The organism is Candidatus Comchoanobacter bicostacola (assembly GCF_024172705.1).
GTDB classification, from domain to species: domain Bacteria; phylum Pseudomonadota; class Gammaproteobacteria; order Comchoanobacterales; family Comchoanobacteraceae; genus Comchoanobacter; species Comchoanobacter bicostacola.
On record NZ_CP092900.1, the window covers coordinates 574,651 to 586,953 of the forward strand.

The following is a 12,303-nucleotide window of genomic DNA, read 5'->3' on the forward strand; positions in this document are numbered from 1 at the left end:
CCATGGCATTAGATTCCCAGAATATTTTCCTTAATATTGGCTTAGAAATCCATATACAGTTATCTACAAAAACAAAAGCATTCTCATCAGCCCCCGTGCAATATGGCAATCAAGCGAATCAAAATATCCGTATTGTAGACGTTGCTATTCCTGGAACACTGCCGATTGTAAATAAAGAAATGATGAAGCAAGCTATTATGTTTGGCAAATGTGTGGATGCACAAGTCAACCAAAAAATAACTTTTGCAAGAAAGCATTATTTTTACCCTGATCTACCAAAAGGCTATCAAATTACTCAGGACGAAAATCCGATCTTGGTCGGGGGAAGCATCAACTACGAGCTAAATGGCAAGACAAAACAATGTATGTTGCACCACGCACACTTAGAAGAAGATGCTGGGAAGTCACTTCATGGCTATAAAAAAGGCACCAGTGGTATTGATTTAAACCGGGCTGGCCAGCCTTTACTTGAAATTGTAACTGAGCCGTGCTTAGAAAGTATTGATGATGCTATTGCATTTCTTAAACAGCTGCATAGCCTTGTTACCTACCTAGGCATTTGTGATGGCAATATGCAAGAAGGATCCTTCCGCTGTGATGTAAACATCTCGGTCAAACCATCAAAAGATGCACCACTTGGAAACCGTGTCGAAATCAAGAACATGAATTCCTTTAAGTTTATTCAACGCGCTCTTCAATATGAGATTGAGAGACAAGTTGAACAAATTAATGACGGACAAAAAGTTCACCAAGAAACCCGATTATATAATGAGAAAAAACAGTCTACTGAATCAATGCGCAGCAAGGAAAACGCTAATGATTACCGATATTTCAGCGAACCGGACATCCCAACCATTTGGATTGATGAGCAGTTCATTGCAGATGCAATATCTAGACTTCCTGAAATTCCTGAAGACCGTGTAGCACGATATGAAGCAGCTGGCATGCAACCGACAGATGCCCGTATCATAGCCTATCAAAGACCTATGGCTGATTTTGCAGACCAACTGATTGATTACGGACACGAGATTAAAACGATCGCTAACTGGATTTTAGGGCCTATTTCAGCACTAGCAAACAAAGCTCAAATTGATTTTGCAAGCCTCCCCATTAGCAGCAATGATATACATGATATCTTAACCAAGCTAGTTAACGGCGCTCTTTCTTCCAAAATGGCAAAGGAAGTACTTGAACATATTTGGAACGAGCAGAAATCCGTTGATGAAATTATTGAAAAGTATGGCCTCAAGCAACTGGACTCAGAAGAAGAGATTGCCAAAATAATACAAGATATTTTAGAGAAAAATCCTAACCAGCTTGCTGCCTATCGCTCTGGAAAGGACAAGCTATTTGGTTATTTTGTGGGTCAAGCTATGAAGGCTACTCAAGGGCAAGCTAACCCAGGAAAGCTTAATAAAATCCTTAAAGAAATGCTGTCTGGTTAACGTCAGGTGACATTTCAGTAAGAATACGCTATAATACTCAGGATTATAAATTGAGGCTCAAGTTAATGTCTTCCAATTCCAAGACCCCTAGCTTATTTATCACATTAATGGCATGGCTGACATGTTCATTATTTTATGGATATAGCTCAAGTGTCATTTCAGCGATTACAACAGCATCTTCAGATATGCAAGAAACGCTTAGTATCAGTAAATTTGACTTTGGCATCATCACTTCTACTTTTCTACTCTCTTATGCACTGATGCATATACCGGTTGGTATTATTTTAGATCACTACTCTGTACGCAAGTCAATGTACTATGCTATCGGCGGCTTCACATTGGGTTGCGCAGTCATTAGCGTCAGTCAATCATACCACTTGGTACTCTTTTCACGATTAATGATGGGTATATGTAGCGCATTTGGTGTATTGGGCGCATTCAAAGTTGCTACTGATTTTTTACCCAGAAACTTATTTGCTACTTTAGCAGGTCTAACCGTTTCAGCAGGCATGCTAGGTGCTATCCTTGGAACCAGCTTTATCACAAAATTAAATGGCTTGGGTAGTTATCAGCAAGCATTTTCATATTATACCTATTTTGGAGCTTTATTAACGCTATCAGCATTTATTTTCATTAAAGACTCACCCAAGCGTAAATCCAGCCCATCTTTGAATAATATTTCGCAAGAGATACAATCTGTATTATGCAATAAGATGAGTATGCAAATTATTCTGTATGCAATGATTTTGTATACACCCTACTTAATGTTAAAAGATACTTATGGCATTGAGTTTTTTGAGCAATACTACAACACAACCAAAGAACAAGCATCAGAATATATGAATCTAATTTTAATAGCGAGTGTATTTGCTGCGCCCTCACTAGGCATCATTAGTGATTACCTAGGAAAAAGGCTACCACTGTTAAAAATTACAGGCGTATTACTATTCTTCTTGAGTGCGATTATTTTCACCAAAACAATTCCTGCATACTTGAGTATCAATGTGTTTCTTTTTGGTTTTTGCTCTTGGGGTTTTTTGATTGCTTTTTCCATCTTCAAAGAAACACACTCCGAGCATATTGTTTCAACCGGGCTGGGTGTGATGAACAGCATTAACATGCTGGGAGGAATTATACTCGCACCATTATTTGGAAAAGCATTAGAAACCATACCTAATTTATTTGAAGTCACAGAGATGCAGGCCTGGAAAATAACGTTCTGCATTTTGCCATTATTAATTTTATGCGCCCTCCCAATGCTAAGAAGTATTCCAGAAACACACTGTAAACAGGTACGCACATGAAGTCATTTGCAGATCCTGAAAACAACACCCCTTTATTTTTAGCGTGGCTTGTTACACTAACAGTAGCTAGTTTCTACATGTATGAGTATTTTTTACGTGTACTGCCCTCCGTCATGATCTCATATTTCGTAGGAACATTTGGTGCAACCATCGACCAGATTAGCCAAATAGAGACATCTTACTATTGGACTTATGTGCCACTACAAATATTTGTAGGAACTATATTAGACATCTATGGTGTACGCAGACCGTTATTTATAGCGCTTTCTTCGTGCATCATTGGGAATACACTTTTTTCATTTAATCATGGCCTAGAATGGTTGATACTCGGCAGAGCTCTGATCGGGTTTGGCTCTGCATTTGGGTTTGTTGCTGTTCTTAAAACAGCCAACCTATGGCTCCCTAAAAAGCATTTTCCTATAGCAATAGGTATAGCAACAGCTATGGGGAGTTTTGGCGCAATTATGGGGAAGGCTGCAACGGCTAAAATGATTACTTCATTCGGTGTTACCCCTAGTATGGATATTATTACTACTGTAGGGATAGCACTGACAGCTATTACGTTTATGCTAGTCTATGACCGAGAAACAAAATTTAAAACCCGTCCAAAAAATAAAAAAGTAAAATCATTTTTCAAGACACTCTCGACGGTACTATCCAACTCACAAATATGGATTATCGGTTTTGTTGGTATGCTTTTATATCTCCCCACTCAAATACTCGGTTTATGGGATATTTCATTTTTAACATCTGCATACAAAATACCACCCAGCCAAGCTGCCATGATTGCCACCTCTATTTATTGGGGCTGGATCATAGGATCGCCTTTAGTAGGTTATATTTCTGAGTATATTCAAAACAAAATAAACATTATCATATTTGGATCCATAGGGGCTGCAATATCACTCTATCTTCTCATCTATCACCCTGTGCACAATGTAAATACTCTATCCGTATTGCTCTTCTTATTAGGTTTATTTAGTTCTGTAGAAATCCTTGTTTTTGACTTAGCAGCCAACATCTGCCGAAGAAGCCAAACAGGAACTGCAGTCGCGATTACCAATATGCTTATTATGCTTGGCGGATATCTGCAATACCTCATAGCCTATGTGTTGAAGTCTAGCCAATCCGATATTGGAAGCTATTCAGTTCAAGCTTTCCAATCTGCATTTTCAATCCTTCCTTTAGGCGTTATAACAGCCCTATTATTATCGCTCTTTATCAAGCAGCCTGATAAGCGCGGCAAGATTGATGATTAGCACAATACTGGAGTATAAGCGCAACTCGATCTAAAAGCATAGAATGATTCATACAAGACCTTTGAGCATTTAGCCGATAAACACTGAGAAGCTCATCATAATACTTCCAGAGCAACTTATCATGACTCCCAGATACAATCATTCTATTAATCAACTCCATCAGTGCACTTATCGCATCATGCCCATCCTCTATCTCGGCATGCACACTACAAAAAATATTTTCTGAATGCATAATTGAAACCAACTTACTGATCAACTCCTCTCTTTGCGAGGATAATGACACACCTGCTCTATTTATATATAACTTTTGTACTCTGGATCGGATTGTATTTAACACTCTATTTTCACTTGCTGAAAATAAAATAAAATGCGTTTTACCAGGAGGCTCTTCTAATATTTTCAATAGAGCATTTGCTGCGGATACGTGCATATAGTCTACCCCAGAGATAATCACCCAGTGACAACCACTTACAGCAACTCGTGATAATCGGTCAACAAGAACACGAACCTGATCAATAGCAATTGAGCGATTATCTTCTGATGCAAATACATAAAGGTCTTGATGCCCTTTTGCAAGCAAAGCTGTTCTTATTTTATTAATCAGTTGGTTTTGATCACTATACTGTAACCCACTACATAAAACGCCTGTCGGCAACTCATCTATGTTATCAGTTAAAACACGATCCAATAATGATTGCTCAGAAATACGACTCATAGTATATAAGCATCTAAATGTGCCACTGCTTTTTCAAAAACTAAATCAGAACCGATCTCAGAATTAATAATTAGACTATTTTCTCGTGATTGCACCCTTTCTAAGTAAACCTGCTGCGCTCGCTCAAAAAAGGATAATTCTTCATGCTCTATACGATCCAAGGCCTCAGCTCTTTTCTTCACCCGCTGCATGGCTATATCAGGTTTACACGTTAGCAGAATTACAATGTTAGGCTGATACTGCCCACAGACTAGATTATCGAGCCATGCTATTTTGTCAATATCAATTTGTCGTCCTCCTGACTGATAGGCATAACTTGCATCAACATAGCGATCAACCAATACTACTTCACCAGCTTGTAGCTTGGGCTTAATAAAATCATCCAAATGCAGTGACCTAGAAGCGAACATGAGTAACAGCTCGCTTATAGCACTCATTTGAGAATGGTTGCTTTTCAGGATATTACGAACCAATTCGGCATGAGGCGTCCCGCCTGGCTCCCTTGTTGTTAACAGCTGTACATTACGCTCTGCATAGTGTGCCTTTAGTCGAGCAACGAGTGTAGTCTTTCCAGTACCCTCAATCCCTTCTACAGAAATCAAAATCCCCTTATGCAAGCCCATAGGAGTCCCCAGAATATAAAATCTTTACGAGATCTGCATAATCCATGCCGGGCTCTAGCACATACATACCTGGTAACAGACGTTCAGAAGGACATGAACTTGAAACCATGTAAACAAGCATCAGAAAATATGGGTGATGAATACAGTTATGCGCATACAAATGATTTGCAATACCTGAAATCTCATCATCCTCTATAACATGAACCTTAAACTGATCATTTAACGGCAACATGGTATGAGCAGCTTTTTGGGAAGCTGCTAGTAAGAACAGACAAGACAAGCCTAATACAATCGATATATAAAATAAAAATACGATTGCAGAACGTGAATTCATTAGGCTGGCTCATCATTGATTTCTTTGATTTCATTGACACAGTCAATTATATCTTGTACGGAACGCACTCGCTCCGCCCGTTCATCTGAAATATCAATCCCAAACTCATCTTCAACCGCAATCACAACCTCAACCACATCAATTGAGTCCGCCCCAAGGTCCTCTTGAAACGATGCATCAAGAGATACTTGATTTAAATCTAAACCTAAAATTTTTGCTGTAATTTCACAAACTTTATCTTGCACTTGAGTCATAACTATACCCATTATTAACGTTGCTATTGTAATCAATTCTTATAATGATGCCAAGCAATAATCACCTGCTTTGAAAAACATTCGAGTTAACAACTGGTACTAATTTTAGAATGCTCTAAAATTGCACGCAGCCCACTAGAAATTCCTTCTGATTGCAAACGACCGTGTAACTTATAAACCGGCTTGGAGATCCCTAGAAAAACAGCATAAGGAGCAATAACAGGCTTATTAACCGTATCTTTACCCCATAATGCTGTAACAGACTCCAATAATTTAGTCATTGCATTACCTTCAAAGCCATTACATACAATAATATCAGACTTACCTACTAGGACTTCATGACCTTCAACAAACCCCATGTAGTTTATCAAAGGATCTTTCTCTAGCAGCTCATGAGCCTTTTGTATTACTGGAGGACCTTTATCTGGCTCGGACCCTATATTCAACAACCTAACACTTAAATCGCTATCACCTAGGTAATCTAATGCAGCTTTAGCATTCTCATATAAATCAACTTCTGTACTTTGAATATTGGCACCCAAATCGAGTATCCAAACCTTCTTCCCTTGAGTAACAATATTGGACATAATGCAAGGCCTACGTTTCCCTTGCTTATCCCTCAACCCCATATAGCCTAAGGCCATCAGAGCGGCTGTATTACCTGCAGATACAAATGCATCAACTGTACCTGACTTCAGTAGCGCCATACCCCTTCCTAAGGTTGATCTAGCTCCGGACTTCACCGCTAACATTGCATCAGCATCCATTGCGATCACTTGCTCAGCAATATGAAACACAACATTTTCATCACTGAATAAATGCTTTAAATGCTCTGGACCTGTAACATGAAAAACGACCTGAGGATATTCACCCACCAGGGAGTTAACAGCTTGAACAACAGCATCAGGGGCATGATCTCCCCCCATTAAGTCTATCGCTAGCGTTGACAATGTTAGCTCTCTTGCTGATCTACAGCAGATTGCTCCAACACCGCTTTGCCCTTGTAAAATCCTTTACCCGTAACATGGTGTCTACGCACAAGCTCACCTGTAGTTGGATCAACTACAAGAGGATGTACAGCGATTTGATTATGCGCCCTTCTCGTCTTCGCTCTAGCTTTTGACTTTTTACTTTTTTGTACGGCCATTTAATGCTCCAAATTAATTCAGTAAAGCAATTATAACCAGCATAAAAAAAGCTGTCAAGCTGATACTTATTAATACATGAATATTAATGAATTAAACTAATAGTTTTATTACCTTAACTAGAAACCTTTAGTAACGGAAGTATCTCCTGAATATCACTAACTTGAAGAACATGATCTACCCATGTAGGAAGATCGGCATGACTGACAATAATAATTTTACTACACTCAGCGCGCTGTCCTGCATACAAATCAGGCAATGCATCCCCAACCATCCAGGTGTTCTCAGGCAAAACATGATGTGCAGATTGTGCATTTCTAATCATAACCGGAGAAGGTTTTGCAATATTTTCTTCAGCAACCCATTTCGACTGAATATATTGCTCAATTGGATGTGCTGCTAACTCCATCTCAAGAGAGTGTCTTGATTTATTAGTTACTATTGATACCTGAATATTAAGTGATGCAAGCTTCTTTAACAAAGCCTCTACACCTGGGAATAATGGAGCAATTGGCAATTTATCATAATGCATATGGTAAGTTTTCATGAATGAGTCGAAATCAATATCATGACCAAATACTGCAGGAAAAAACTCTTCTGCATGCATGCCAACAAGGCTTGAGAGTTTATCTTGCGAAGCAGGTTTGTAACCCAAATCAATTCCGGCTGCAATACAAGCTTTTGATATGTTATCCTGTGTATCTATTAATGTGCCGTCCCAGTCAAAACAGACCAATTCTGGTGCGCCCATATTACCATCCTATCTTTGTTAAATAATTCAAACTGAATACGCATATTTTACTACATATAGACCCAGTGCTTAGCCGCTAAAGCTTTTTCAATGATACACAAGCTATCTCATAAAGACAAGACACGGGGGATTAAAGGCAGCAATAAAGCGCACACTGTAAGCTGCGCACCCAATGTCAAGGTTACTTCGGCAAGCTTTCAACCAGCGTTCCTGCTGCTGGCAGCATGCCATTCGCATAGAGCTCACTTCTGATAGCTTGATACGCCACGACACCATGCTTTTGTTCCTGATTCAATTGATCACATTTCAAAAATAAATCCCAAGACCTACCCTCTCCCTCTATGCCTGGGCGTCTAACAACAGGTGCGCTAACTCCGTCCTTTAAATACACACCAACAAGTTTAGGACTCCCTGTACTAAATAGCTTTTTTGCGTCCGCTATATTTTGTGAAAAAGGTCCTTCAAAAGTACTGTCTAAAGGCCTGAGTACATCAGAAAAAACATTGAGTGCTTCCAGGCTAAATTGGGACCAATCTCTAACAGATAGTTTACCAAGCATTCCCCGAAAGTCCTCCATAGCTTTTGACTCTGTTTGCCCATGAACAGACTTGGGTGAGCACGGACACTCACCACACTTACTTTGAACACTGGAACTACCTTGATTTAAAAATTTAGACCACGCATCTAAAGCAACACGCCAATTGCTTACCTCAAGACCTCTCGTCTTAGCAGACTCAGCCACTGCACCACTCATGCGCTGAGCAAGGATTCTCTGATTTACAGCCAACTCTTTTTCATCATCTGCAACTGGCTTAATTGCCTCTAAATTAGCTAACATTTTGGCACCAAATAATTTATTAACTGGTGCGCTAACGATGCTTTTAAAAACTGATGAACTAGAACCAGTTCTTTCCGGAACAATGTTTGTCTTGGACAAAACTTTAGGACTTTCTTTTCTTTTAGCAATTAGGGCATAAAGACCTACACCAACTCCTGCTAGCATAAGTAATGCATATGTAGCCATGATAGTAGATGCAGATACTGATGCAAACCCCACAAACGCGCACACCCCTGTCAAAAGAGCATCAACAATTGAATATGAACGATTAGCCCTACCTTTTAAATAATTATTCCAGTTGAAAGTATTTGAACGAACAACAAGCATCCCGATTACAGTACAAACTAATATCGCTGGTAAAGGAAATGCAAGATGCACAACACTCGTAAGATTATATAGCGCTCTATAAAAACTCCCTAATAACGCTAGTATAACCAGCCATCTTGAAAAAGCCAAAGACTTATATGTCTGATCACCTCTACTATTAGAAAAATAAGTCATCCTAAACACTCCATATCCATATTGAGTCTATAATATAGAATTGACCAATTTAATACAAGTGCTCTCTTGTAAACAAACGTGACATAGATATCATTAATCAGGATCATATACTGACTAAGATCAGTAGCTAAAGTTAAAAAAAACAGCTATATTAAAGTAGTGAATACGGAGTTGATTATGAAAAAGCTATTATGGGTATTATTATTCAGTACAACATTGAATTTTGCTAACAACCACTTGAGCAAGTGGGCTGAGTTTCGAATTGCTGAAATGTTTCACCACCCTCAAGAATCATCGCTTCAAAGCTTCTTTACATCAGATGCTTGGAACTTATATCAAACTAAGTTTTTAGATACAATCATTAGCCCTGTAACTGAAGGGACTCAAGTGACGGTTACCTTACAAAAATTCATCAGCCCTGTCAAAATAACACCCTCCCAAAATGGTCAGTACGTTCAATCAACATTTTTGATTAAATGCAGTGACGATATAGGCAGCTGGGAAACGCCTGTTGAGATGATCCTCAATGTTGTGTCTGACAACGGAAATTATCAAATTGAAAGTTTTGAGGGAATTTCTCAAAGCCCAATCAACGTCAAACATTTTCAACAAGACCGCCAAGCTGCTTGCAATAACTAAACTGAAGTATCATCAGGCAAAAGCTTTTTACGCTTAGCACTAGCATGTCTTTGCTCATCCAAAACATCAATATACAGGCTGGTTGTAGAAATGTTAGCATGGCCGGCATCATCACGAACATGTTCTCCTGGCCTATTTTGCACATCATCTGAGATAGAAGTATGACGCAACCAATGCACTGTAGCACTTTTCAAATGATCCGCATCATCTACCCTGCCTTTAACTCTAAGTGAGTGCTCCGCTAACTCAAAACTTTCAGCAATCACTGAACGAATCTGTCTTTGGCCAAGTCCTCCTATTCCTCTTAGCTTAGGGAATAAGTACACCGTCTCACTGGGCGTTGGGTAACCCACTATACCTAAATGTTTTCTGTAAACCAGCAATGCATCCAGTAAAGCATCAGGAACCGCTATGGAACGTATCTTATTCCCTTTTCCATGCGCTTCATACCACCAGCAATTATTGCGATCTTTATAAAATGAAGACATCATCACTATACGTTTATCTGAGCAGGACACTTCTGAAATACGTACGCCGAGTAAATAAAAGATAGTCAACATAAACAAATGACGCTGATAGCTTGGATTTAACCCTGCCTTTTTTTGAATCACATCAATGACGTGTCTCCACTGACTCGGCGTCAAGCGCCTTTTAATCTGCATAGAAACTTGAGTTCCTACAATTTGTTTTTTTTGCTTTAAGCACTGCACAGGATTAATAGATAGATACACCTCCTGTATTAAGAAAGTAAAGAAGGTAGATAAACAAGCCAGCATGGCTTTAAGGCCAGATGCACTGGGCTGATACTGCCCCAGCTTGGCTACAAACGGTCGCCAATCTTGATTAAAAGCAAGCACAGACTCATCCTCAAAGCGCGGATAGTTTTTATCTGCAATCCAATGTAAAGGAGGCGCCTTAAAAAAAGCAATATATTCCAGACATGTTTCACGATTGACCTCGGTCAATTGCTGCCCTTTTATATACCATAGCCATTGCAAAAATCGCTCTACATCACGACGATAAGCATTATAAGTATCCTTTGAATTAGCATAACTGAGTAAAAACAGCCTCAAATAATAAACATCTTGCTCATAAGGCCCAGAAAGGTTGACTCGTGCCAGTATATGAGCACTAGGAACAATAGACTTAGGTATGTATTTTTGTTTCATTTAACAATCCTTTAAATATAGGCTTGACTTGTATTGTATTTTTGATACAATTTTTGAGACTTAAAAGAAATTACCAACAGAGATTTAATATGGCGCAAAATATTCACCCAAAACGCAATGCTGTCCAAGTAAAATGTAGTGGATGCGGTGCAGAATTTCAAGTTAAAATTGCAAGTGACCAAAATGGCATTGATGTTGAATCATGCAACAACTGTCATGTTGCGTATACTGGAATTATGACCGTGAGTCAGACTGGTAAAGTTGAAGCCTTCAAACAAAAGTATGGCGAGATCAACTGGGACAACTTGGCATAAGCTAACCCACTTAATAGAAAGGCACTCAATAGAGTGCCTTTTTTATTGCGGTAAAGATAAATTATCTAATACCATACGAACCTCGGAAGGTTTGCGACACATCGCTAAGCGCGCACGATCTGACTTAGCTCCATGATAGCCCATAAGAGCGATCACTAGCGGCGCAATTAACCGTCTAAGTTGTAAATCATTTAGGTTCTCATGAATGTATTGAATATAGGTGTGTAACAGTGACTCATAACTTTCATTCAGCCCACCCAGCTCATGAATTAAGCGAGGATTCTGATAAGCAGCACGACCTAACATCACAGCATCTACCTTTTCAAGGCTTCCCTCAATGGTTTCCTTGTCCACTAAACCCCCGTTCAATGAGACATGCAAATGCGGCAGCTCTTGCTTTAAACGATAAGGATACTCATAGCGAAGTGGTGGAATAGACCTATTTTGTCTAGGACTTAATCCCTTTAACCAAGCATCACGCGCATGAACAATCCATGTATGACAACCTGACTCTAATACTTCATCAACAAATGATCTAAAGTAGTCATAAGAGTCTACGCCATCAATACCTACTCTGGTTTTAATCGATACAGGTTTATCTGTATGATCCTGCATAACCGATAGAATTTTAGCAACTAGTTTACCCTCTGCCATCAAGCATGCACCAATTTTAGCATTCTGAACACGGTCACTCGGACAACCTACGTTGAGATTATAGCCACAATAATTATATGCTTCAGCTTGTTTTATAGACTCCGCTACTCGCTGAAGATTACTCCCACCAATCTGCAACACGACATCCCCTTCAATATCAGATTTTTCTAAATATCGATGTGCATCACCATAAGCAATTGCATTAACAGTGACCATCTCAGAAAAAAGCAAAAATTGATCACCGCCTAAAACCCGCATCAGGTAACGAAAATGTTTATCGGTCCAGCCCATCATAGGCGCAATTTGATATGGATACATAATGTTATTGTAAATAAAAGGAATATAATACAAATAGCAA

Annotated in this window: 15 protein-coding genes; 5 read left to right on the forward strand and 10 right to left on the reverse strand. The window is 39.2% G+C overall.

Annotated features, from left to right (window positions below):
* The first annotated feature begins 2 nt into the window (after positions 1 to 2).
* From gatB to MMH89_RS02790, 3 genes are all read left to right on the forward strand, one after another.
* Complete coding sequence (gene gatB, locus MMH89_RS02780; RefSeq protein WP_258567928.1) at positions 3 to 1,445, forward strand: Asp-tRNA(Asn)/Glu-tRNA(Gln) amidotransferase subunit GatB; 1,443 nt, start codon at positions 3 to 5, stop codon at positions 1,443 to 1,445.
* A 65-nt stretch (positions 1,446 to 1,510) separates the two neighbouring features.
* Positions 1,511 to 2,749 (forward strand): MFS transporter, encoded by a 1,239-nt coding sequence (locus MMH89_RS02785; RefSeq protein WP_258567929.1) that lies wholly within the window; start codon positions 1,511 to 1,513, stop codon positions 2,747 to 2,749.
* Positions 2,746 to 4,008 (forward strand): MFS transporter, encoded by a 1,263-nt coding sequence (locus tag MMH89_RS02790; protein WP_258567930.1) that lies wholly within the window; start codon positions 2,746 to 2,748, stop codon positions 4,006 to 4,008. The genes MMH89_RS02785 and MMH89_RS02790 overlap by 4 nt, the downstream gene beginning before the upstream one ends.
* On the opposite strand, the gene MMH89_RS02795 is transcribed toward MMH89_RS02790, so the two are convergent.
* The 8 genes from MMH89_RS02795 to MMH89_RS02830 all read right to left on the reverse strand — a co-directional run bounded on the left by MMH89_RS02795 (position 3,971) and on the right by MMH89_RS02830 (position 9,169).
* Positions 3,971 to 4,723: a hypothetical protein gene (locus MMH89_RS02795; protein ID WP_258567931.1), complete on the reverse strand. Its 753-nt coding sequence runs from the start codon at positions 4,721 to 4,723 to the stop codon at positions 3,971 to 3,973. The two genes, MMH89_RS02790 and MMH89_RS02795, sit on opposite strands and share 38 nt — an antisense overlap.
* Positions 4,720 to 5,346, reverse strand: a complete 627-nt coding sequence (gene tmk, locus MMH89_RS02800; RefSeq protein ID WP_258567932.1) for a dTMP kinase — start codon at positions 5,344 to 5,346, stop codon at positions 4,720 to 4,722. The genes MMH89_RS02795 and tmk overlap by 4 nt, the downstream gene beginning before the upstream one ends.
* Positions 5,333 to 5,680, reverse strand: coding sequence for an MltG/YceG/YrrL family protein (locus tag MMH89_RS02805; RefSeq protein WP_258567933.1), 348 nt, complete (start codon positions 5,678 to 5,680; stop codon positions 5,333 to 5,335). The genes tmk and MMH89_RS02805 overlap by 14 nt, the downstream gene beginning before the upstream one ends.
* Entirely contained in the window at positions 5,680 to 5,934 is a 255-nt protein-coding gene (acpP, locus tag MMH89_RS02810; RefSeq protein ID WP_258567934.1) for an acyl carrier protein, read from the reverse strand. Before acpP ends, MMH89_RS02805 begins: the two co-directional genes overlap by 1 nt.
* Before the next feature lie 86 nt (positions 5,935 to 6,020).
* Entirely contained in the window at positions 6,021 to 6,884 is an 864-nt protein-coding gene (locus tag MMH89_RS02815; protein WP_258567935.1) for a phosphate acetyl/acyltransferase, read from the reverse strand.
* 2 nt (positions 6,885 to 6,886) lie between these two features.
* A complete protein-coding gene (gene rpmF / locus MMH89_RS02820) occupies positions 6,887 to 7,081 on the reverse strand; it encodes a 50S ribosomal protein L32 (RefSeq protein ID WP_258567936.1) in 195 nt (64 codons plus the stop codon).
* Positions 7,082 to 7,194: 113 nt separating this feature from the next.
* Positions 7,195 to 7,830, reverse strand: a complete 636-nt coding sequence (locus tag MMH89_RS02825) for an HAD family hydrolase (RefSeq protein WP_258567937.1) — start codon at positions 7,828 to 7,830, stop codon at positions 7,195 to 7,197.
* Between the two features lie 181 nt (positions 7,831 to 8,011).
* The gene (locus MMH89_RS02830) at positions 8,012 to 9,169 is read right to left on the reverse strand and encodes a hypothetical protein (protein ID WP_258567938.1); all 1,158 of its coding nucleotides are present in this window, start codon (positions 9,167 to 9,169) and stop codon (positions 8,012 to 8,014) included.
* Positions 9,170 to 9,346: 177 nt separating this feature from the next.
* On the opposite strand from MMH89_RS02830, the gene MMH89_RS02835 reads away from it, so the two are divergent.
* Positions 9,347 to 9,808 (forward strand): hypothetical protein, encoded by a 462-nt coding sequence (locus MMH89_RS02835; RefSeq protein WP_258567939.1) that lies wholly within the window; start codon positions 9,347 to 9,349, stop codon positions 9,806 to 9,808.
* On the opposite strand, the gene MMH89_RS02840 is transcribed toward MMH89_RS02835, so the two are convergent.
* On the reverse strand, positions 9,805 to 10,977 hold the full coding sequence (locus tag MMH89_RS02840) for a tyrosine-type recombinase/integrase (protein ID WP_258567940.1): 1,173 nt from the start codon (positions 10,975 to 10,977) through the stop codon (positions 9,805 to 9,807). The two genes, MMH89_RS02835 and MMH89_RS02840, sit on opposite strands and share 4 nt — an antisense overlap.
* Before the next feature lie 89 nt (positions 10,978 to 11,066).
* Here MMH89_RS02840 and rpmE point away from each other — a divergent pair, with 89 nt between their 5' ends.
* Entirely contained in the window at positions 11,067 to 11,291 is a 225-nt protein-coding gene (gene rpmE / locus MMH89_RS02845; RefSeq protein WP_258567941.1) for a 50S ribosomal protein L31, read from the forward strand.
* Positions 11,292 to 11,333: 42 nt separating this feature from the next.
* Here the strand turns inward: rpmE and dusA are convergent, their stop codons facing one another.
* Positions 11,334 to 12,263, reverse strand: a complete 930-nt coding sequence (dusA, locus tag MMH89_RS02850) for a tRNA dihydrouridine(20/20a) synthase DusA (RefSeq protein ID WP_258567942.1) — start codon at positions 12,261 to 12,263, stop codon at positions 11,334 to 11,336.
* Positions 12,264 to 12,303: the final 40 nt, after the last annotated feature.

Coding starts and splice junctions, on each gene's coding strand:
- acpP (WP_258567934.1), bottom strand. CDS start 5,934: ATGACTCAAGTGCAAGATAAAGTTTGTGAAATTACAGCAAAAATTTTA.
- MMH89_RS02805 (WP_258567933.1), bottom strand. CDS start 5,680: ATGAATTCACGTTCTGCAATCGTATTTTTATTTTATATATCGATTGTA.
- MMH89_RS02840 (WP_258567940.1), bottom strand. CDS start 10,977: ATGAAACAAAAATACATACCTAAGTCTATTGTTCCTAGTGCTCATATA.
- MMH89_RS02795 (WP_258567931.1), bottom strand. CDS start 4,723: ATGAGTCGTATTTCTGAGCAATCATTATTGGATCGTGTTTTAACTGAT.
- MMH89_RS02830 (WP_258567938.1), bottom strand. CDS start 9,169: ATGACTTATTTTTCTAATAGTAGAGGTGATCAGACATATAAGTCTTTG.
- dusA (WP_258567942.1), bottom strand. CDS start 12,263: ATGTATCCATATCAAATTGCGCCTATGATGGGCTGGACCGATAAACAT.
- rpmE (WP_258567941.1), top strand. CDS start 11,067: ATGGCGCAAAATATTCACCCAAAACGCAATGCTGTCCAAGTAAAATGT.
- MMH89_RS02790 (WP_258567930.1), top strand. CDS start 2,746: ATGAAGTCATTTGCAGATCCTGAAAACAACACCCCTTTATTTTTAGCG.
- tmk (WP_258567932.1), bottom strand. CDS start 5,346: ATGGGCTTGCATAAGGGGATTTTGATTTCTGTAGAAGGGATTGAGGGT.
- MMH89_RS02825 (WP_258567937.1), bottom strand. CDS start 7,830: ATGGGCGCACCAGAATTGGTCTGTTTTGACTGGGACGGCACATTAATA.
- MMH89_RS02835 (WP_258567939.1), top strand. CDS start 9,347: ATGAAAAAGCTATTATGGGTATTATTATTCAGTACAACATTGAATTTT.
- gatB (WP_258567928.1), top strand. CDS start 3: ATGGCATTAGATTCCCAGAATATTTTCCTTAATATTGGCTTAGAAATC.
- rpmF (WP_258567936.1), bottom strand. CDS start 7,081: ATGGCCGTACAAAAAAGTAAAAAGTCAAAAGCTAGAGCGAAGACGAGA.
- MMH89_RS02785 (WP_258567929.1), top strand. CDS start 1,511: ATGTCTTCCAATTCCAAGACCCCTAGCTTATTTATCACATTAATGGCA.